This is a genomic window from Serratia sp. 506_PEND (genome assembly GCF_001076875.1).
GTDB lineage: Bacteria > Pseudomonadota > Gammaproteobacteria > Enterobacterales > Enterobacteriaceae > Serratia > Serratia marcescens.
In genome coordinates this window covers 75,019-95,670 of record NZ_JVEL01000390.1, presented here as the reverse complement: position 1 = coordinate 95,670, position 20,652 = coordinate 75,019, and the positions used below count along the sequence as shown (strand labels likewise).

General features: G+C 63.4%; 15 protein-coding genes and 1 pseudogene. 14 read left to right on the top strand and 2 right to left on the bottom strand.

Translation table 11 applies throughout. From position 1 onward, the window contains the following. The 14 genes and pseudogenes from ADK28_RS14015 to ybaK form a co-directional block, all read left to right on the top strand. Positions 1-670: pseudogene (locus tag ADK28_RS14015) on the top strand (biosynthesis protein PigD); the annotation flags it as partial. Further along, positions 667-3,228, top strand: coding sequence for an aminotransferase class III-fold pyridoxal phosphate-dependent enzyme (locus ADK28_RS14010; protein WP_016928816.1), 2,562 nt, complete (start codon positions 667-669; stop codon positions 3,226-3,228). The pseudogene ADK28_RS14015 and the gene ADK28_RS14010, both read left to right, overlap by 4 nt. A 10-nt stretch (positions 3,229-3,238) precedes the next feature. Next, positions 3,239-4,255, top strand: a complete 1,017-nt coding sequence (locus ADK28_RS14005) for a methyltransferase (protein WP_004940222.1) — start codon at positions 3,239-3,241, stop codon at positions 4,253-4,255. A gap of 23 nt (positions 4,256-4,278) precedes the next feature. Next, positions 4,279-4,542: an acyl carrier protein gene (locus ADK28_RS14000; protein ID WP_004940224.1), complete on the top strand. Its 264-nt coding sequence runs from the start codon at positions 4,279-4,281 to the stop codon at positions 4,540-4,542. After that, entirely contained in the window at positions 4,539-6,485 is a 1,947-nt protein-coding gene (locus tag ADK28_RS13995; RefSeq protein ID WP_033641119.1) for an aminotransferase class I/II-fold pyridoxal phosphate-dependent enzyme, read from the top strand. The genes ADK28_RS14000 and ADK28_RS13995 overlap by 4 nt, the downstream gene beginning before the upstream one ends. Positions 6,486-6,489: 4 nt before the next feature. After that, positions 6,490-7,965 carry a D-alanine--poly(phosphoribitol) ligase gene (locus tag ADK28_RS13990; RefSeq protein WP_239686248.1) on the top strand — a complete coding sequence of 492 codons (1,476 nt, stop codon included), beginning with the start codon at positions 6,490-6,492 and terminating at the stop codon, positions 7,963-7,965. After that, positions 7,962-10,250, top strand: coding sequence for a polyketide synthase (locus tag ADK28_RS13985; protein WP_048795909.1), 2,289 nt, complete (start codon positions 7,962-7,964; stop codon positions 10,248-10,250). The genes ADK28_RS13990 and ADK28_RS13985 overlap by 4 nt, the downstream gene beginning before the upstream one ends. A 13-nt stretch (positions 10,251-10,263) precedes the next feature. Continuing rightward, positions 10,264-10,578: a RedY-like protein gene (locus ADK28_RS13980; RefSeq protein WP_004940233.1), complete on the top strand. Its 315-nt coding sequence runs from the start codon at positions 10,264-10,266 to the stop codon at positions 10,576-10,578. After that, positions 10,562-11,209 (top strand): 4'-phosphopantetheinyl transferase superfamily protein, encoded by a 648-nt coding sequence (locus ADK28_RS13975; RefSeq protein WP_048795908.1) that lies wholly within the window; start codon positions 10,562-10,564, stop codon positions 11,207-11,209. The genes ADK28_RS13980 and ADK28_RS13975 overlap by 17 nt, the downstream gene beginning before the upstream one ends. Beyond that, complete coding sequence (locus ADK28_RS13970) at positions 11,206-12,264, top strand: prodigiosin biosynthesis protein PigM (RefSeq protein ID WP_048795907.1); 1,059 nt, start codon at positions 11,206-11,208, stop codon at positions 12,262-12,264. Before ADK28_RS13975 ends, ADK28_RS13970 begins: the two co-directional genes overlap by 4 nt. Positions 12,265-12,282: 18 nt before the next feature. After that, positions 12,283-13,011: a DUF1295 domain-containing protein gene (locus tag ADK28_RS13965; RefSeq protein ID WP_016928822.1), complete on the top strand. Its 729-nt coding sequence runs from the start codon at positions 12,283-12,285 to the stop codon at positions 13,009-13,011. 206 nt (positions 13,012-13,217) lie between these two features. Beyond that, positions 13,218-15,929, top strand: a complete 2,712-nt coding sequence (gene copA, locus ADK28_RS13960; protein ID WP_048795906.1) for a copper-exporting P-type ATPase CopA — start codon at positions 13,218-13,220, stop codon at positions 15,927-15,929. 133 nt (positions 15,930-16,062) lie between these two features. Continuing rightward, a complete protein-coding gene (locus tag ADK28_RS13955) occupies positions 16,063-16,869 on the top strand; it encodes a TraB/GumN family protein (protein ID WP_033641125.1) in 807 nt (268 codons plus the stop codon). Positions 16,870-17,097: 228 nt separating this feature from the next. After that, entirely contained in the window at positions 17,098-17,577 is a 480-nt protein-coding gene (gene ybaK / locus ADK28_RS13950) for a Cys-tRNA(Pro)/Cys-tRNA(Cys) deacylase YbaK (RefSeq protein WP_004940240.1), read from the top strand. A 10-nt stretch (positions 17,578-17,587) separates the two neighbouring features. Here ybaK and dacB read toward each other — a convergent pair whose 3' ends face one another. Further along, positions 17,588-19,054 carry a D-alanyl-D-alanine carboxypeptidase/D-alanyl-D-alanine endopeptidase gene (gene dacB, locus ADK28_RS13945; RefSeq protein WP_048795905.1) on the bottom strand — a complete coding sequence of 489 codons (1,467 nt, stop codon included), beginning with the start codon at positions 19,052-19,054 and terminating at the stop codon, positions 17,588-17,590. 149 nt (positions 19,055-19,203) lie between these two features. Continuing rightward, positions 19,204-20,652, bottom strand: a 1,449-nt coding sequence (gene ushA / locus ADK28_RS13940) for a bifunctional UDP-sugar hydrolase/5'-nucleotidase UshA (protein WP_048795914.1), incomplete at its 5' end; no start/stop codon positions are given.

Below are 20,652 nucleotides of genomic sequence, written 5' to 3'. Positions count from 1 at the left end.
GGGCTTCGATTTTACCGGCGTATATGACGTCGGCCGGTGCGGCATCTCCGCCGCGCGCAACGTCGCCAAAACGCGCCGCGGCTTTTCCGGCTGGTATGGCCGCGCCCTGATGGGCGACGCTCTGCTGGCCACCGGCTACCTGGCTTACACCAGCCCAAGCCACGTGATGGCGTTTATCGGCGACGGCGCTAAAGGGATCGTACCGGACATCCTGCCGGCTTTTATCGACAACATTCTCACCCATCCGCAGTTGCTGAATAAAAGCATCACCGTCTTCTATTTATGCAACGGCGGTCTGTCCGTCATCAATACCTATCAGGAACGCATTCTGTTCAATCGCACCTCGCGGCAAATGCGGTTGGTGAACGTCGAACAGCCGGACGTCGAACAAACGGTCAATAACTTCCATATCCAGAGCAAAACGCTTACGCATTTCGACGAAGACGTCATTCGCCAGGCGCTGACCACGCCGCACCGACTCAATCTGTTCTCCGTGGTGCTGGGGCACAACAATGAAGGCGACGGTATCTCGCTGGCCACCGCCAAAGGCTGGCAGCGCGATCCGAGCGACCACGACGCCCTGCAGGAGCGCAAAGCCTGGGCAGCCCAACAGCCCGAATCGACCAGCACCGCCTTCGACCAAGATCCTACACAGGAAGCCACCTCATGAAATTCGGATTCATCGCTCATCCCACCTCGCTGGGGTTGAAACGTTACGTCAAAATGCTCGATCTGCTGCAACGCAACTCGACCGAGCAGCACAGCGGCTATACGCGTGAACTGTGGGAACGACAAAACCTGGTTCCCTTTATGAACTTCGCCAGGATCACCTCGGCGACCGGCGCCACTTGCGAAGGGGTGATCAAATACATGCCGCTGGTGGCGGATGAGATGCTGGCCGACGCACGCGGTATCGCCGCCAGGGTGGTCCAAGGCATCGAAGAGCTGGCCGGCGATGGCGCCGAACTGGTCGGTCTCGGCGGTTTTACCTCTATCGTTGGGCGACGCGGCGAAGCCACCGCGGAAAAGTCGCCGGTGCCGGTCACCTCCGGCAACTCGCTGACCACCTACGCCGGCTACAAGGCCTTGATGCAGATCCAGTCCTGGCTGGAAATTCGCCCGGAGGAGGAACCCGTCGCCATCGTCGGCTATCCGGGGTCGATCTGCCTGGCGCTAAGCCGTCTGCTGCTGGCGCACGGTTTCTCTCTCCATTTGCTGCACCGCGCCGGCAACCATGATCGCAGCGAACTGCTCAGCCATTTGCCCGAGGAGTATCACTCGCGCGTCACCCTGACCAGCGATCCCGAAGATCTCTACCCGCGCTGCAAACTGTTTGCCGCCGCGACCTCCGCCGGCGGCGTGATCGACCCCGCCAGACTGCAACCCGGTTCGATCTTCATCGACGTGGCGCTGCCGCGCGATATCGCTTCGGAAACGCGCCCGGCGCGGGATGACATTCTGATCATCGACGGCGGCTGCGTCACCGCCACCGATGCGGTCAAGTTGGGTGGAGAATCACTCAACGTCACCATCAAGCAACAATTGAACGGCTGCATGGCGGAAACCATTGTGCTGGCGCTGGAAAACCGGCGGGAAAACTTTTCGCTGGGCCGCTATCTGGCGCCGGAAAAAGTGCTGGAGATCGGTGAAATCGCCGAGCGCCACGGGTTCTTCGCCTATCCGCTGGCCTCGTACGGCGAGCGCATCGATCGGCAGAGCGTGACCAATCTCAAGCGCTACTACCACCATGACATCTATGCCGGGGAACCGGCTGATGCGGCGCTGCCCGCATCGCGCCTGGCGTTTATCGATGCGGTCATCGCCCAAACGCCGGCCAGGGAAGACACCCTTGACCGCTATCATCAATACATCAACCCCATGATGGTGGACTTCCTCAAGTTGCAGCGCTGCGACAACGTTTTCCGCAGCGCCGCCGGCACCCAGTTGTATGACGATGCGGGCGAGGCTTTCCTGGACATGGTGGCGGGCTACGGGTGCCTAAACCTGGGCCACAACCCGCAGCCAGTGGTCAACGCGCTGAAAAACTACCTCGACGCTCAAGGCCCCAACTTCATTCAATACATTTCCATTCCCGAACAGACCGCCAAGCTGGCCGAAGTGCTCTGTCGTCTGGCGCCGGGCAACATGGGCCGGGTGTTCTTCAGCAACTCCGGCACCGAAGCCGTCGAGGCCGCGATGAAGATCGCCAAGGCCTCGACGGGCAAGCCGGGCATCGCCTATCTGCGCAACAGTTACCACGGTAAAACGCTGGGCGCGTTGTCCATCACCGGACGAGACAAACACCGCCGCTATTTCACACCGCTGCTGGACGCGATGGTGGAAGTGCCGTTCGGCGATCTCGCCGCGCTGCGGGAAGCGCTGAACCGTGAAGACGTCGGCGCGCTGATGATCGAACCGATCCAGGGTGAAGGCGGCGTGCATATCCCGCCCGCCGGTTACCTGCAGGCGGTGCAGCAGCTCTGCCGCGAGACCGGCGTGCTGCTGATGGTGGACGAAGTGCAAACCGGGCTTGGGCGCACCGGCAAACTTTTCGCCTGCGAATGGGACGGTATCGAGCCGGACGTGCTGATGCTGTCGAAATCCCTGTCCGGCGGCCTGATCCCCATCGGCGCCACGCTGTGCCGAACCGATCTTTGGCAAAAAGCCTATGGCACGGCGGACCGCTTCCTGGTGCACAGCTCCACCTACGGCGGCGGCAACCTCGCCTCGGTCGTCGCCCTCAGCGCGCTGCGCGAGATCCTGGCGCAGGATTTGGTCGGCCATGCCGAACGGATGGGCGCCTACTTTAAGCAGGCACTGAGCGAGATCGCCGCCCGCTATCCGTTCGTCAGCGAAGTGCGCGGCCGCGGCCTGATGCTGGGGATCCAGTTCGATCAGGCGTTCACCGGCGCGGTCAACGCCTCCGCCCGCGAATTCGCCACCCGGCTGCCGGGCGATTGGCACACCACCTGGAAATTCTTGCCCGATCCGGTGCAAGCCCATCTGCGGGCGGCGATGGATCGCATGGAACAGGCGCTCGGCGAAATGTTCTGCATGAAATTCGTCACCAAGCTGTGCCAGGACCACAAGATCCTGACCTTCATTACCGCCAACAGCTCGACGGTGATCCGTATTCAACCCCCGCTCATCATCAGCAAAGCCGAGATCGACCGTTTCGTCGGCGCCTTTGCCACGGTGTGCGAGGAACTCTCCACCTTTTTAGACTAGGGAGCCAGCAATGCCTTTAACCAAGCAAGATGCCGTCAATCAGATGATGGGCTTTTTCCAGGCCAAGGCGCTGACCGCCGCGCTGGCGCTGAAGCTGTTCGATCAGCTGCGCGATCGGGACGCCGACGCGGCGCACATCGCCGCGCGGCTTGACTGCCCGGCGCGTTCCACCGAGCAGTTGCTCATCGCGCTGCGGGCCATGGGGTATCTCGACCAACGAGACGGCCTTTATCATTTGCCCGCCGCCCACCGGGCTTTTCTGTTGAGCGACGAACCCCAGTGGCTGGGATGGCTGGGCCGCCACATCGATACCTTCCTGTATCCGCTGTGGGGCGAGCTGAAAACGGCGGTGCGAAACGATGCCCACCAGCGCCGCACGGTATTCGGCGATGACCGCAGTTGGTTCGACATCCTGTACCAAAATCCGGACGACGTGGCGGACTTCCAGGAATTTCTCGGTAAATTCGCCGCGCCCTTTATCGCCGGCTTTGTTCGCGATTACGACTTCTCGCAACACCGTGCGTTTTTGGACATCGGCAGCGGGATCGGCAGCCTGCCGATGGCGATCGCCGACGCTTATCCGGGGATCGCACTCGCGATCTGCGAACTGCCGCAGGCCTCGGCGTTCTTGCGCGACAAGCTGACGCTGCAAGGCTATGGCGAACGCATTGACGTCGTGGAGGGCGATGTCATCAGCGGCGATCTGCCGATCGGCGGCTATGACCTGATCCACCTGGGATGGATGCTGCACGACTACGCCCCGGAAACCCAACTGACCATCCTGCGCAACATCTATCGGGCGATGCCGGCCGGCGGCCGCTTCATCGCTTCCGAAACGCCGCTGAACGAAGACAAATCAGGGCCGGAATTTACCGCCCTGCTGTCGCTGAACATGCTGGTCTCCACCGACGGCGGCATAGAGAGCAGCGCGCAGGAATACCTGGACAGATTCCGTCTGGCGGGATTCAGCAACGCGCGCATCATGAAAATAGCCGGCCCACGCACCCTGATCGTCGGCGAAAAATAACCAGTTAGCAACGGGAGCTCGCAATGTTAGAAAGCAAATTGATCCAGCATATCGCCACCCAGTATCTGGATGGCGATCACGACGGCCTGAACGCTCAAACCCCGCTGTTTGAACTGAACGTCGTCGATTCCGCCTCCATTTTCGATCTGGTGGATTTTCTGCGTCAGGAGTCTCATGTCGCCATCGGCATGCATGAGATCCATCCGGCGAACTTCGCCTCGGTGCAGGCGATGGTCGCGCTGGTGCAACGGTTGCAAGCGCAAGTCGCCGCAGGGGGTGTCGCATGAGCGTTCACGCCGTCGATAGCGCCGCAAACGCGCATGAAGCCGTCCGGCAGTCGGTGCTGCACACCTTCGCCCGGCTGACCGAGTATGAACCGTCGGCACTGGCCCTGACCAGCCATCTGGAAAACGATTTGGGCGTCGACTCCATCGCGCTGGCGGAAATTGCCATGGTGCTGAACCGTCAGTTCCAATTAAATACGCCGCTGGCGATCCAGGAGATCAAAACCATTCAGGATGCGCTCGACGGTATTTTGCAGCGCGGTTTCACGCTGCCGACGCCGAACGCCGCCGCGCAACCTGCCCCCCAGACGCCTCAGGCCTGGTTGAGCGCTCTCGTGCGCCAGGTGTTCGCCACCCACAGCGGATATGAAGTGCGTGATCTGTCCCCCGACGCCGCCATCGAAGGCGACCTGGGCATCGACTCCGTAGCGGTGGTGATGGCGCGCAACGAGTTGCTCAAAACGCTGGGCCTGGACGATAACGCAGCGCTGGCGGAGTGCCGCACGCTGGCTGAGCTGGAGCACAACCTGGCGGCGCGGCTGGTTCAGGAACAGGGCGAAGCGTGGTTCAGCCGCTTTGGCCAGCACACCGCCGCGTCCGCCGCGCCGCAGCCCACCAAGGCGCCCGCATCGCCGGACGCGCGCGATGAGCTCGGCGATCCGCGCACCATGCGGGACTTCGTCGGCATCGAGCACCCGGATTTGTTCCATAAAACGCGTGAATTCGGCGCTTTTTATCGCGATAAAAAACAGCGTCAGCTTTACTGGTACGGCATGCCGCTTGAAACGCCGTGCAAAAACCGCGCGGTCATGTTCGACGAGGTCACCGGCAAAAGCCGCGAATTTCTGATGTTCGGCTCCAACAGCTATCTGGGATTGTCGAACCATCCGGAAGTGATCCACGCCATCCAGGACGCCGCTGGCCTGTACGGCGCCACCAACACCGGGTGCCGCATCATCGCCGGCAGCAACGTGCTGCATCTGGAATTGGAGCGCAAACTGGCCAAGCTCAAAGGGCGCGAAGACTGCATCGTCTATCCGTCCGGCTACTCGGCCAACCTGGGATGCATCTCGGCTCTGACCAGCCGACACGACCTGGTGTTCACCGACGCCATCAACCACATGAGCATCCAGGACGGCTGCAAGTTGGCGGGCGCGCAGCGGAAAATTTATGACCACTCTTTGACCAGCCTTGAGAAATCGCTGGCCAAATACGCCGATCACCCCGGCGGCAAGCTGATCGTCACCGATGGCGTTTTCAGCATGCACGGCGATATCGTCGATCTGCCGCGCCTGATGAAGCTGGCCGAACGCTACGGCGCACGCGTATTGGTCGACGACGCGCACGCGACCGGCGTCTTGGGCAAAACCGGCTCGGGCACGGCGGAACACTTCAATATGAAAGGCCAGGTGGATCTCGAACTGGGCACCATGAGCAAGGCGCTGTCGGGGTTAGGCGGCTTCGTTTGCGCCGATGGCGAAGTGGTCGAATACCTGCGTTTCTACTCCAACTCCTATGTTTTCGCCGCCACCATCCCCGCCGCAGTCGCCGCCGGCGTGATCGCCTCCATCGACGTGATGCTGCGTGAACCCGAGCGACTGACCAAGCTGTGGGACAACATCTACTACTTCCGCACGCTGCTGCTTAACGCCGGTTTTGACCTTGAGCATTCCGACTCGGCCATCATTCCGGTGGTGGTGGGCGACGACGCCAAAACGCTGCTGTTCGGCCGCGCCGTCCGGGCGCGCGGGCTATTCTGCCAGACCGTGGTCTTCCCGGGCGTCAGCGTGGGTGACGCCCGCTTACGCATCAGCGTGACCAGTGAACACACGCGTGAAGATCTGGATGAAGCCTACGCCATTTTGGTGGCGGCGGCGCTGGAGACCGGCGTGCCGGTCAACGGCGATGTCCGACGGGAAGCGCGCGCACGCGCCGCCGAGGTCTGACATCATGGCAACCTTCATTTCACCGATACTGGAGGCCCTGTTCCGGCACGCCCGCCAAGCGCCGGAAAGCACCGCTCTGCTGTGCGGCGATCGGCGCTGGAGCTATCGTCGCCTGGCCGATCGCGCCTGCATGATGGCGGCGGCGCTGCGACATGCCGGGTTGAAGCAGCAGGCCGTGCTGCTCAACCTGCAGAAAGGGCCCGACGCCGTCGCCGCCATGTACGCGTGTTGGCTGAGCGGCAACCACTATGTCCCTATCGATTTCAGCCAACCGACGGCGCGCATCGAACGCATTATCGCCGCCGCCTCACCCGCGCTGATCGTCGATGAGGGCTGGTTGAGCGCGCTCAATGACCGCACCGATCTCGATGGCGCCTGGCCGGAAGCGATCGCCGCGTTCGGCTCTCCCCTCGCCGCCATTCTCTATACTTCAGGCTCCACAGGCACCCCGAAAGGGGTGCAAATCACCCATGACATGCTGACGTTTTTCATCGGCTGGGCCGTCAGCGATACACAACTGACGGCGCGCGACGTGCTGGCCAACCATGCCAGTTTCGCCTTTGATCTGAGCACCTTCGATCTGTTCGCTGGCGTTTGTGCCGGCGCCGCGACCTGGATCGTGCGCGAAGATGAACAGAAAGATTGCCAGGCTCTCGTTCGCGGATTGCAAACGCACGGCGTCACCCTGTGGTATAGCGTGCCTTCGATTTTAGCCATGCTGGAAAAGAGCGCGTTGCTGGCGCCGTCGACGGTGAAAACGCTGCGCCAGGTCACGTTCGCCGGAGAGCCTTATCCGGCCGCCGCGCTGAGGCGCCTGGTTGCGCATCTGCCGGCCCGCTGCCGCGTCAGCAACTGGTATGGCCCGACGGAAACCAATGTCTGCACCGCCTACGCGCTGGATCGAACGCAGTTGGCGACGCTGGAGCAGATCCCCATCGGCCATCCGCTGCCCGGCTTGACGGCGCAGTTGGTCGATGAGCAGGGGCGTCTGCAGCCGATTGACGGTACGCCGGGCCGACGCGGAGAATTGCTGATCGGCGGGCGGTGCGTTACCCCCGGCTACAGCAACGTCGCCTCATCGCGGCAAGCGCAATGGCATCCGCGCCAATGCCACGCGACCGGCGACTGGGTGGAGACGACGGCGAATGGGCTGGTCTACCGCGGCCGGCTGGACGACATGGTGAAAATCAACGGCTACCGGGTGGAATTGGGGGAGATAGAATCGATCCTTCATCACCATCCCTCGGTCTGCCAGGCCGCACTGTATGTCGAGCTTGGCGAGCTGAAGCAAAAACTGATCGCCGTGATCACCCTCCATCCCGGCGCGCTCCGCCCCAACCTGCTGGAGCTCAAGCAGTTCCTGCAGCCCAGGCTGCCCGCCTATATGCTCCCCAGCCAACTGGTGGTCGCCGACAGCCTGCCCACCAACGCGAACGGCAAGGTGGACAGAGGACGTTTGTCCGAGGTGAATGCGCGATGAACCAGGAAATTCATGCCGCGCCGCTGGCGCTGGTCGGCATCGGCTGCGCACTGCCCGGCATCGATCGTATCGATCTGTCCAACGGCGCCGCCTGGTCGGCGCTGTTCGACGCCCCGCCGCCGATGCCGTGGAGCGATGCGGCCGCGCCGATCCGCGGCCGCCAGATCGACGACGCCGCGTTTGATTTCAAAAAATTCGCCATCCCGCCGCTGTTTCGACTGGCGGTCAGCCGCGAGACCCGCCTGGCGCTGCAGGCCGCCTCCGCCGCCATGCAGCATCTGACGTTATCCGACGCGTTGCGCGACCGCTGCGATCAATTTTGCGCCACCCATTTGGGCAGTGATGCCGCCTATCGCAACGCCACCAAAATCGGCGCGCTGCGCAGGCTGGCCGAACGGCTTGACGCTCAGGGGCTCTCACCGGCGGCGGTCATGCGCCGGATTGACGATTACAAACAGCCGCTGGCCCAGGCGTTCGGCAGTTCATCCCACGATCGCGTGGGGGAAATGGCCTCCAGCATTCCCGCGCGCATCGCCCATTTCGCCCGCACGCGCGGTAAATGCCAAACCCTCGACGGCGCCGATCTGGGCGGCCTGCGCTTGCTGCAGCTGGCACAAGACTGTTTTCGCCATGCCGACAGCCGCATGGCGGTGCTGACCGCCGTACAATGCTTCCACCATCAACCTCAGGCGGACATGCTGTTGGCGCAGGGCGTTTCCTCTTCGGCCTGTTGGCTGGAGGGCGCGATCAGCCTGGTCGTTTGCCCGCTGGACGTCGCTCAGGAACAGGGATGGCCAGCGATCGCGCAATTGTCGACCCTGATCGCCGAACGGCAGGATGCCGCGCCGAGCGCCGGCTATTTTGCCGGCGCCAATCAGGTTTTCTGCCATCTCCTCGACATGCTGTTGCAACGGCAACAGGCGTGCGCCGGCCACTCGTTCACCGGCTACCGCTGGCGGATCGACGCGGCGTCTCCCCCCTCATTAAAACCGACGGCTTCGCCACGCATCAGCATCATCGACTATCAGCCCATCACCGCGCAGGGGCTGGATAAAGCGCGTTTCTGGCAGGCCTTGCGCAACGGGGAGGACGCCCTGCGCGATCACAGCCCCGAGCAGCTGCACCCCGGCGCCTTCGTGCGCCCCACGCCGCAAAAGCTCAGCGCCTACACCGCTCACGCCATGTGCTTCCCAACGCACGATCCGGTGCGGCTTGAGCTGACGCGGCCTATGATGCCGGCCAAAAAACAGCGCCTCGACGTCACACAACTGCACGCCCTCAACGGCTGCGCGGCGTGGCCCGACAGCCTGCGACGCTTTGAACGCATCGCCATTATCGTCGCCAGCAACCTGTCTTTAAGCGCCGATCGACAACAGGCCATGCGCGCCCTGTGGCCGGCGTTGCCTCCCGCCGGCGTCTCCCTTTCGCCACCGCCCCAACCCGCGATCAACCGCTGGAGCTGGCATGGCGCCTGCGGCCTCGGCACCGCGCAGCTGTTGGCGCAACAGCTCGGCGTCGAGGCGGACTGCTACGCGGTCGAGGCGGCCTGCGCCAGTTCGCTGGCCGCCTTGCACAATGCGGTCAGGGCATTACAGGCCGGCCGCTACGATGCGGTGCTCGTCGGCGGCATAGAAACGGCGACGCTCGAACGCGATATGGTGCTGTGCAGCGCGCAGATGATGCTTTCCGCTTCGCGTATGCGACCTTTCGCCCGACAAGCCGACGGTTTTACTCCCGGCGACGGTGGCGGCTTCTTCATTCTGACCGGCCAGGCGACATCGCGGGCCATCGCCACCATCGAAGCGATATCGGGATCTTGCGACAGCTATTCCATGACCGCGCCCGATCCCGAGGGCCAGGCGTTGGCAATCGAAAAAACCCAGAGCCTGAGCGCCGTCGAAGCGCGCCAGATACAGTATCTCGAAGCGCACGGCACCGGCACCGAACTGGGCGATCGGGCAGAAGTCGCGTCATTGCATCAGGGGTATCGCCGCGCCGCGCGCGCCCCTTTGTACATCGGTTCGGTGAAGTACAACTTCGGCCACTGTTTCGCCGGCGCCGGCGCGCTCAGCCTGTGCAAAGTGCTGAGCGCTTTCGAACACGGTCAAATCCCGCCCACGCCGGTGGCGACATTGAATGCCGAACTGCCGCTGGCGGCGATCCCGGCCGAAATCCCGCAAGTCGCGCTCGACTGGCCACACGGTGAAGGCGGACGTCGGGCGGCGATCAACGGCTTTGGCACCGGTGGCATCAATTACCATTTGCTTATCCATCAACCCGTTTAAAAAGGCCGCCCAGATGCACATTATCGTCCATAAGATTCGGCTAAAAGACATCGCCCACCGCGCCGCGTTTCGCGACTGGGTGGAGACGACCGATTACCAGGCTTGCCGCCACCTCGACGCGGTACGCGCCTTCGATGTCATCGAAGTCAGCCCTTCGGCGGAGGCGCCGTTTCACTTTATCGAAATCATTCAGCTGAACTCGCTGAAAATGTTCGAGCGCGAGATGCAAACCCCGCTGTTTCAAAGCCTGGTTGAACGCTTTAATCAGTTGGCGGAAGTCGTTGACGAAATCAGCGGAGAACGCATCGCCGATGGTTATCGAGCTTAGCGTGACGCCGCGTATCGTCATCGCCCTGGGCGGCGCCCACCGCTGCGCCGCCGTTCGGGGATTGCGGCCTCTGTCGGCGGTGAAAAACCTCGCGCGGGCGCAGGCCGTCGCGCTGCTGAACCGGACATGGTGCCAGGGGCACGCGACCGGCTTTACGCTGCGCCATGAGGCGAGTGGACAACCGTTCGGCGAACACCTCCTGCTGGGACGCCGCCACGTTTCCCTCAGCCATTCGCTTGCCTGGTACGCCAGCGCCACCGGCGATATCCCGCTCGGCATCGATCTGCAGCATTATCGCCCCTTCTCCGGCGCGGCGCTGCGCTGGGCCTTTAGCGAGGCGGAACAGCGATTGGGACGCATACAGGCCTGCGCCGTCTGGGCCATTCGCGAAGCATTTTTAAAAAGCCACGGCCGCGGTCTGCCCTACGAATTGCGGACGATCGGCATCGACTGGCGCACCGGGTTGGTCTCAAGCGCCGACGGCAGTTTGCCGAGCAGACGCTTCTGGCTGTGGCGCAGCCTGGACTGGACATGCGCACTCTGCTTTCCGGCGGAGGAGAGCATGTCGTTCAGAGCGAACGTTACCGTATTTTCCCTGCCCGCCCCTTCCGCTTTCGGAGCCTTATCATGACCCAAGACCTTTTCGCCGCGGCGCTGCAACAGGCCGTGGACATCGCGCGGCAGGCGCCCTCTTCACACAACTGTCAACCCTGGTCTCTCCACTATGACGCCGACGCCCGATGTGGCCGGTTGGCTATCGACCGCCGTCGCGCCTTGCAGAGCCTGCCTTCGCTGGAACGCGAGATGCTGATGAGCTGCGGGATTTTCTTCGAGTACCTCAGCGCGCTGCTCAACTGTGCAGGCTCGCCTCTCGCCTGGCGTTGGGAGCATGGCCCCACGCATTTACTGAGCTTTGCCCCCGCCGCGCCTGCCGCGCCCGATCGCGCCGCCCATCGCCAATTGGCGCAGCTGATCGGCGAGCGGCATACCGCACGGGCGGCCTATCAGCCTACGCCAATCAATGAAGCGCAGCGGATGCAGCTGCAGACCTTGTTCGACGGAACGGCGAGTTCACTCAGTATCGCAGGTGACGAACGCGCTCGCCGTCGGGTCGCGCAGCTCACCGCTCGTCACGCCGCGCTCGATTTCTCGGATCGCCAAGCCTGGCGGGAAACCTATCAATACATCCGCTTCAACGAACGGCAGCCTACCGACGACGGTTTTCACCTGCACCACCTGTTTGGCCCGGTATCCCCAGCATTCAAGCGCTTCTTTCAAGTGGCGTTTCATCCTCGCTTAAGCCGGCTGGCGACCGGGCTGCGCCTGCCGGCTTATATGGCGCAAGGGCTGGCGCAACGCGTCGCGGAAGGCCCGCAATACCTGGCGCTGTGTCTGAACGACGAAAGTGCCGAGCACCTGTTCGCCACCGGCATGCGGCTTGGGCGTCTGTGGCTCACGCTGCAACACTGGGGTTGGGGATTGCATCCGATCAGCGTTCTGGTGCAACACGCCGAGGCGCGTCGCGAGCTCGCAGCAACCCTGGCGCTCAGCGCTCCCCCGGTGTTTTTTGCCCGCTTCGGCCACCTGCAACAATGGGGCAGCGCAGCGCCCAGACGCAGTTGGCAAAGCATTTTGACCGCGCCGCCATCCGGCGAATGCGCGCACTCGGGGAACGATTCCCCCTAATCCGCTGAGGAGAACACAATGAATGTATGGATTGCTTTGGCCGTTGTTTTGTTGATCCTTGCCCTGCTGGCGTTTATTACCAGCCGCGGCGCCCAGGACACTCGCCCGATGTTCCTGTGGGGGTTCAACGCCATGGGGCCGGTTACCCTGGTCTATTGCTATTTCGGCGAGGGCGATCTGAGCCACAAAGCCCTGATCCTTCTCATGGTCGGCCTGTACCTGCTGCGCATGAACATCGTGCTGACACGTTGGTACGGCAACACCGCCGCGGCCAAACTCAAGGACGTGATGCCCACGCAGCAGGTGCCCTGGCTGGCGGTGATGATGGTCATGATCTTCGGCGGCCTGTACTGCCTGCCCTTTTACTGGGCCAGCCAACTGCAGGGGACGTGGGGCGCGCTGCAATGGCTGGCCATTGGGGTCTACCTGATAGGCACGCTGTTCCACTTCGGCAGCGATTATCAAAAACGGCGCTTCAAACAGGATCCGAACAATAAAGGCCGGTTGCTGAACAGCGGCTTTTGGGGATTGGCGCGCCATCCGAATTATTTCGGCGACTTTCTTATTTTCGTCAGCTTCGGGCTGCTTGCCGGCAACCTGTTTGGCCTGATCGCACCGCTGACTAACCTGGTGCAGTATTTCGCCGACGCCATTCCCAAAAGCGAGAAAATGGCCGAGAAGCGCTACGGCGAGGTCTGGCGCAACTATAAACGTCAGGTTAAGTGTTTCATTCCTTTCGTGCTGTAACCCCAATGCGGCAGCGCGGTTCGGGTAAGCCGACCGCGCTGCCGCCGATAAAACGCCTTGTCATACAACACAAAACGACCGTCACGCCCGCGCAAGTAAAAACCGCCTTGACCTTACCCTTGCTGGAAGGTTTAAGCTCCCTTCTTAGTGAAAACAGGTCAGGCGGTCAACCTTTAAACACCGCCTTCTAAGCAAGGAGTCCAATCATGTCACACACCACTATGCTGGCATTGCAGGGGCTGTCCTGCATGAACTGCGCGCAGCGGGTGAAAAAAGCCCTGGAAAGCCGCAGCGATGTCGAACAGGCGGAGGTTAACGTCCATTACGCCAAAGTGACCGGCGACGCACCGGACAGCGCGCTGATCGACAGCGTGATCGCCGCCGGTTATCAGGCCGAAGTCGCGCCGCACGCCGATACCGAACTGCAGCTGAGCGGCCTGAGCTGCATGCACTGCGTCGGCACCACCCGCAAGGCGCTGGAGGCGGTGCCGGGCGTATTCGCCGCCGACGTCGCTATCGACAGCGCGAAAGTGTATGGCGATGCCGATCCGCAAACGCTGATCGCCGCGGTGGAAGATGCCGGTTATCACGCCAGCGTAGCAGGCGCCGCCGCCCCAAAAACTGAGCCGTTGACTGACGCAACACCTTCGTTGCCGGACGTTCAGCCAGCGGCGCAACCTTCCCTTCCGGCAACCGACAGCGCGGACGACAGCGTACAGCTGCTGCTCAGCGGCATGACCTGCGCCAGCTGCGTCAATAAAGTGCAGTTGGCGCTGCAAAGCGTACCCGGCGTAGAGCACGCGCGCGTCAACCTGGCGGAACGCAGCGCGCTGGTGACCGGCGCCGCCGATGCGCAAGCGCTGGTGGCGGCGGTGGAAAAAGCCGGCTACGGCGCCGAGATGATTCAGGACGAGACCGAACGCCGCGAGCGCCAGCAGCAGACCGCACGCGCCAACATGAAGCGCTTTAGCTGGCAGGCGGCGCTCGGTCTGGCGTTGGGTATCCCGCTGATGGCCTGGGGGCTGTTCGGCGGCAGCATGACGCTGACGCCGGAAACTCAGCGCCCCTGGCTGCTGGTCGGCGTCATCACCCTGGCGGTGATGGTGTTCGCCGGCGGGCACTTCTACCGCAACGCCTGGCGCGCGCTGATGAACGGCAGCGCTACCATGGACACCCTGGTGGCGCTCGGCACCGGCGCCGCCTGGCTTTATTCGATCGCCGTCAACATTTGGCCCGATTTCTTCCCGATGGCGGCGCGCCACCTCTATTACGAGGCCAGCGCGATGATCATCGGTTTGATCAACCTCGGCCATGCGCTGGAGCAACGCGCCCGTCAGCGCTCTTCACAGGCGCTGGAGCGGCTGCTGGATCTGACGCCGCCCACCGCGCGCCTGGTGACCGACGACGGCGAGCGCGATATCCCGCTGGCGGAGGTGCAGCTCGGCATGACGCTGCGACTGACCACCGGCGATCGCGTGCCGGTCGACGGTGAAATCGAGCAGGGCGAAGTCTGGCTCGATGAAGCGATGCTGACCGGCGAAGCGGTGCCGCAGCAGAAAGGCCCCGGCGATACGGTGCATGCCGGGACGGTGGTCGACGACGGCAGCGTGCTGTTCCGCGCCGCCGCCATCGGCAGCCAAACCACGCTGGCGCGCATCATCAAACTGGTGCGTCAGGCGCAGAGCAGTAAACCGGCGATCGGCCAACTGGCCGACCGCGTCTCGGCGGTGTTCGTGCCGGCGGTGGTGGCGATCGCGCTGTTCAGCGCGGCGATGTGGTATTTCTTCGGCCCGCAGCCGCAGCTGGTCTATACGCTGGTGATCGCCACCACGGTGCTGATCATCGCCTGCCCGTGCGCATTGGGCCTGGCAACGCCGATGTCGATCATCTCCGGCGTCGGCCGCGCGGCGGAGTTCGGCGTGCTGGTGCGCGACGCCGACGCCCTGCAGCAGGCCAGCCAGCTGGACACCCTGGTGTTCGACAAAACCGGCACCCTGACCGAAGGGAAACCGCAGGTGGTGGAGATCCTCACCTTCAATCAGGTCAGCGAACAGCAGGCGATCGGCTGGGCCGCCGCGCTGGAACAAGGCTCCAACCACCCGCTGGCGCGCGCCATCATGGAACGCGCCGCCGGGCAAACGCTGCCGCAGGTAGCGCAGTTCCGCACCCTGCGCGGCGCCGGCGTCAGCGGGGAGATCGACGGCGTTCAGGTGCTGCTGGGCAACGCCGCGCTGCTGGAGCAGCATCAGGTCGCGACCGCCGAACTGGAAGCGCCGATGCGCGCCCAGGCCGAACGCGGCGTGACGCCGGTGCTGCTGGCCGTGGACGGTAAACCGGCCGCGCTGTTCGCCATCCGCGATCCGCTGCGCGAGGACAGCGTCGCGGCGCTGCAGCGCCTGCACCAACAGGGGTATCAGTTGGTGATGCTGACCGGCGACAACCCGGTAACCGCCAACGCCATCGCCAAAGAGGCCGGTATCGATCGGGTGATTGCCGGCGTGCTGCCGGACGGCAAAGCGGCGGCGATCAAGCAGCTGCAGGCGCAGGGCCAGCGCGTGGCGATGGTCGGCGACGGCATCAACGACGCCCCGGCGCTGGCGCAGGCCGACGTGGGCATCGCGATGGGCGGCGGCAGCGACATCGCCATCGAGACCGCCGCCATCACCCTGATGCGCCACAGCCTGCACGGCGTGGCGGATGCGGTGGAACTGTCGAAGGCCACGCTGCGCAACATGAAGCAGAACCTGTTCGGCGCCTTTATCTACAATACGCTGGGCATCCCGATCGCCGCCGGCGTGCTCTACCCTCTGACCGGCACGCTGCTCAGCCCGGTGGTGGCGGGCGCGGCGATGGCGCTGTCGTCCATTACCGTGGTCAGCAACGCCAACCGGCTGCTGCGTTTTAAACCCAGGAAATGATCGCCGGGGCGCCGTCATGGCGCCCCGCCGTTTTCCGGGCTTTCCTGCGCGGCGGATAGCGTTTAGCATGAATGACGATTTCCCCTCGCCTTTCATGCTGAAACGCGCACCCGTTATTCAGGAGCCACGCCGTATGGGTCAACTGTTACGCCGCCTCGCCGCCTTTCTCGGCCTGATCTCGCCCAAAAGTTACGCTTATCCGGCGCTGGACATCACTCTGCCGGGCGAGCGTCGGCTCCATCTGGTGGGCAGCATCCATATGGGCACCGTCGATATGTCGCCGCTGCCGCCCCGGCTGGCCGCCCGGCTGCAACAGGCCGACGCGCTGATCGTCGAAGCCGATATCACCGGCGCCGCCTCCCCTTTCGACCACGCAGAGCAACAGCCCGAGCTGGAACAGCGCCTGTCCGCCGAAGAATATCAACAGCTGCTGGCGCTGTGCCACGAACTGGGCGCCGATCCGCACGCCTTCGCCACCCTGCCCGGCTGGCAGGTGGCGCTGATGATGCAGGCGCGGCAGGCTCAGCGTCTGGGGCTGCGCGCAGAGTACGGCGTAGATTATCAGCTGCTGCAGGCCGCCAGAGCGCAGGACAAACCGGTGATCGAACTCGAGGGGGCGCAGCAGCAGTTGGCGCTGCTGGAACAGCTGCCGGAAGGCGGCATCGCGCTGCTGCGCGATACGCTGGAGCACTGGCATACCAACGCGCGGCTGCTGCAAACCATGGTGAGCTGGTGGCTGGACGCCAAACCGCGCGGCACGCTGGACACGCTGCCGGCCACCTTCAGCGCCGGACTTTACGACGTGCTGATGCATCAGCGCAATCGCGACTGGCGGCGTCAGCTGGAGGCGCTGCCGGCCGGAGACTATGTGGTGGCGGTTGGCGCATTGCACCTGTATGGCGAGGATAACCTGCCGGCGATGCTGCAGCCGCAGGGGTAAAAAAGTGGCCAATATCGCTATTGGCCAGTCAAAGAGGAATTTCTTGTATTCTAGTTATACGCATAGCAACCGTGTTAACGGTTACAGTAAACAGGGTAGCAACCCGGTGAATATCTTGGCAACCCGCTTTATGTAACAGCCGCTCAGGTTGCCGGGCAGGTTGGATTTTTGTATTTTTAAGGCTGGTTATCACCCTTTCCCCGCTGGGGACATTTTGGACAACACATCATGACGCCCGCAGTCGTTCTGCTTGAGAAACAAAAGGTCGCCTTCACCCTTCATCCTTATCACCACGACAGTGACGAAACCAACTTCGGTGACGAAGCGGTGAGAAAGCTGGGGCTGGATGCCGATCGGGTTTACAAAACCTTGCTGGTGGCGCTGAACGGCGACGCCAAACACCTGGCGGTGGCGGTCACGCCGGTCGCAACCCAGTTGGATCTGAAAAAAGTTGCCCGCGCCCTCGGCGCCAAAAAGGCCGAGATGGCCGATCCGCAGCTGGCGCAGCGCGTCACCGGCTATCTGGTGGGCGGCATCAGCCCGCTGGGGCAGAAAAAACGGCTGCCGACGGTGATCGACAGCCCGGCGCAAGCGTTCGCCACCATTTACGTTTCCGGCGGCAAACGCGGGCTGGACATCGAGTTGGCCGCCGCCGATCTGTGCCGCCTGCTGGCCGGCAGCTTCGCCGACATCGCCAAACGCGACTGACGCCGCGCGCTCAGCGGCACGCCACCGTGGCGTCACAGGCCGCCAGCGTTTCCACCAGGCGGTCCTCTAGCGCCTTCACCTGCGCGCCGGACACCAAATAGTTATTGCTGATGATGGCGAATGCCAGCGGCCGACCGGTCGCCGAATCGACATAGCCGCTGAGCGACGATACGCCGGTCATGGAACCGCTCTTGGCGTGGGCGCGCCCTGCCGCCGCGCTGTTCACCATGCGGTTACGCAGCGTGCCGCCCACCAGCAATCCCGGCTCGCCCGCAACGGGCAAGGCGTGATACCAGTCGGCGAACCACGGCTGTTTTCTGGCCGCCAGCAGCAGCGTCGTCAGCTGTTGCGGCGTGATCTGGTTCATGCGCGACAGCCCTGAACCGTCCACCTGGCGATAGGCGTCGGCCGCGACGCCCTGGCTTTGCACAAATCCGTTTATCGCCTGAAGGCCGGCGGCCCAATCCCCTTTACCCTGCGTCTTGCGGCCCATCGCCTTGGTCAATATCTCGCCGTAGCCGTTATTGGAGACTTTCAGGAAGGTGACGACCAGGCGGGAGAGCGGCGGCGAGGTTTTTTGCGCCAGCAGCTGTGCGCCGGCCGGCGTCACGCCCTCGTCAACCTTGCCGCGCAGGGTGATGCCGTGCGCGCGCAGGGCATGTTGCAATAAGGCGCCGACGACGAGGGACGGTTGATCGACGGTAATCAATCGCGAGCTGGCCTCCGCCTGCGCGGCGATGGTGCCGCTGACCACGATCCGGTTGCTGCCCGGCCGGCGCTCGTACGTCAGCGCGGTGTCACTGCCGGTGGTGGTGCGGTTGACGAGCGTCACCGCGTCATTGGCGGGATAGAAGCTCGCCCGTCCCGGCGCGCCGGCGCGGGCGCCCGGCCGCACCGCCACCTGCACCACGTTGATATCGCCGCCGGGAGTAAAGGCGTAGTTCAGCGCCGAGATCGGCGCAGCGAAGGCGAAAGGTTCATCGTCCCAGCTCCAGCCGGCGCCGAATGGCGTCTGATCGAAGGCGCCGGCATCCAGCAACAACCGCCCCTGTATATGACGGACGCCGCGCTGCGCCAGCGCCGCGGCGAAGGTGTCGAGATCGTCCGGATGCAGCGTCGGATCGCCGCTGCCCTGCAGATAGAGATCCCCTTGCAAGGTGTCGCCGCGCTGTTTACCGGCGGTCAGCAGCCGGGTTTCAAAGCGGTAATCGGCCCCCAGCACGCCGAACGCCGCCAGAGAGGTGAACATCTTCATGTTGGAAGCCGGCGCCAAACGCTGATCCGCGTGCGCCTGATACAGCACCTTGCCGCTGTTGGCGTCGCGCACCATCACGCCGCTCGACGCCCCGGCCAACGCCTTGTCCTGGCCGATGGCCGCCAGCGCCTGGCTGAGGGTTTGTTCGTGACGTGGGCCGGATGACGAACACCCCGCCAGCGCCACGATGGCGGGCAGCAGCCAGCCTGCGGTTTTCAACATGTCATCTTCCTGTTTGCGTTATCAAAACCAAATTGTCGCTCAGGCTATCATTGGAAGACGGCGGCGGCGACTTTTGCGTGCGTTTGAGGCGGGGTTTTCGGCGGGAAAACAGGCGGCCCGCCCATGGGGGCAGGCCGCGGCGGTGGCGATTAGCGATAAACGATTTCGCCCTTCGGTTCGTAAGCCGCCGCATCCAGCGGCGAGTGTTTCTCGATGTATTGCTTCAGCACCTCGGCGTCGATAAAACCGGTGTTGACGTAGCTCGGCAGCCCGTCCAGCTTCGGATAGCCGTCGCCGCCCAGCGCGTTGAAGTTCAGCGTCGCCATGCGGTAAGTTTTATCCGCCTGCAGCGGCTGGCCATTGATCTTCACCTCGCTGACGCCCTTGCCGTCCGCCACCAGGCTGACGTTGGCGAACTGGGCGTAGGCGCCGGAATCCGGCTTCATGTTGGCCACCACCGCCAGGTACTGCTCAACCTCGCGGCCTTTCATATCGACATGCACCAGGGTGTTGCCGAACGGCTGCACCTTGAGCACATTTTTGTAGGTGATATCGCCGCTTTCAATCGAATCGCGCACCCCGCCGCCGCTCATCACGGCGAAATCGGCGTCGGCGCGCTCCCTCTGCGCGGCCAGCATCACCCGCGCCAGGTTGGTCTGCACGAAGCGCACCTTGCTGCGATCGCCTTCAAGCTTGCCGTTGACGCTGCCGATCTTCACTTCCAACTGCGCCTTGCCCTTATCCTGGAATGGCGTCAGCAGCTTCATCATGGTCGGATCTTCCGCAATCTGCTGGGTGTAGTACACCCGCTCGCTGGTGCCGTCCGCTTTCTCCACTTTCTTTTTCAGGTTCACCGGGATCAGCTGATAATGCACCAGCTTCAGCTCGCCGTTGCGGAATTCGAAATCGGCGCGCCCCACGTATTTGCCCCACTCGTGCGCCTGCACGATCCAGGTGCCGTTCTGGCGATCCGGCGAGCACGGCGTGCCCGGCACATAATCCGCCTGTTTGCGGTTGTCGCCGGCCATGCACACCGGATCCTGCGAGTGGCCGCCGACGATCATGTCGAGATATCCGGCCGGCAGGCTGCGCGCCATCTCCACGTCGCCCGGCGCGTTCGAGCCGTGTTCGCCGTTGTCATAGTGCCCCATGTGGGTAGCGGCGATAATCACGTCCGGCTTCTCGTCCTTACGCAGTTGCTCCACCACCTGCTTCGCTTCCTGCGCCGGCACGCGGAATTCCATGTCGGTGAAGTACTCCGGGTTGCCGATCTTAGCGGTGTCGTCGGTCGTCAGGCCGATCACGGCAATCTTGATGCCCTGCTTGTCGAACAAGGCGTAAGGCTTGAACAGGCGCTGGCCGGTGCTTTTCTGATAGATATTGGCGGACAGCAGCGGGAAGGTCGCCCACTTCTCCTGCTGGCGCAGCACGCTCAGCGGGTTGTCAAATTCGTGGTTGCCGATCGCCATCGCGTCGTAACCCACCAGGTTCATGCCGCGGAAGTCCGGCTCGGCGTCCTGCAGATCCGATTCCGGCACGCCGGTATTGATATCGCCGCCGGACAACAACAGCAGGCTGCCGCCCTGCGCCGCCACTTC

Coding starts and splice junctions, on each gene's coding strand:
- ADK28_RS14010 (WP_016928816.1), top strand. CDS start 667: ATGAAATTCGGATTCATCGCTCATCCCACCTCGCTGGGGTTGAAACGT.
- ADK28_RS14005 (WP_004940222.1), top strand. CDS start 3,239: ATGCCTTTAACCAAGCAAGATGCCGTCAATCAGATGATGGGCTTTTTC.
- ADK28_RS14000 (WP_004940224.1), top strand. CDS start 4,279: ATGTTAGAAAGCAAATTGATCCAGCATATCGCCACCCAGTATCTGGAT.
- ADK28_RS13995 (WP_033641119.1), top strand. CDS start 4,539: ATGAGCGTTCACGCCGTCGATAGCGCCGCAAACGCGCATGAAGCCGTC.
- ADK28_RS13990 (WP_239686248.1), top strand. CDS start 6,490: ATGGCAACCTTCATTTCACCGATACTGGAGGCCCTGTTCCGGCACGCC.
- ADK28_RS13985 (WP_048795909.1), top strand. CDS start 7,962: ATGAACCAGGAAATTCATGCCGCGCCGCTGGCGCTGGTCGGCATCGGC.
- ADK28_RS13980 (WP_004940233.1), top strand. CDS start 10,264: ATGCACATTATCGTCCATAAGATTCGGCTAAAAGACATCGCCCACCGC.
- ADK28_RS13975 (WP_048795908.1), top strand. CDS start 10,562: ATGGTTATCGAGCTTAGCGTGACGCCGCGTATCGTCATCGCCCTGGGC.
- ADK28_RS13970 (WP_048795907.1), top strand. CDS start 11,206: ATGACCCAAGACCTTTTCGCCGCGGCGCTGCAACAGGCCGTGGACATC.
- ADK28_RS13965 (WP_016928822.1), top strand. CDS start 12,283: ATGAATGTATGGATTGCTTTGGCCGTTGTTTTGTTGATCCTTGCCCTG.
- copA (WP_048795906.1), top strand. CDS start 13,218: ATGTCACACACCACTATGCTGGCATTGCAGGGGCTGTCCTGCATGAAC.
- ADK28_RS13955 (WP_033641125.1), top strand. CDS start 16,063: ATGGGTCAACTGTTACGCCGCCTCGCCGCCTTTCTCGGCCTGATCTCG.
- ybaK (WP_004940240.1), top strand. CDS start 17,098: ATGACGCCCGCAGTCGTTCTGCTTGAGAAACAAAAGGTCGCCTTCACC.
- dacB (WP_048795905.1), bottom strand. CDS start 19,054: ATGTTGAAAACCGCAGGCTGGCTGCTGCCCGCCATCGTGGCGCTGGCG.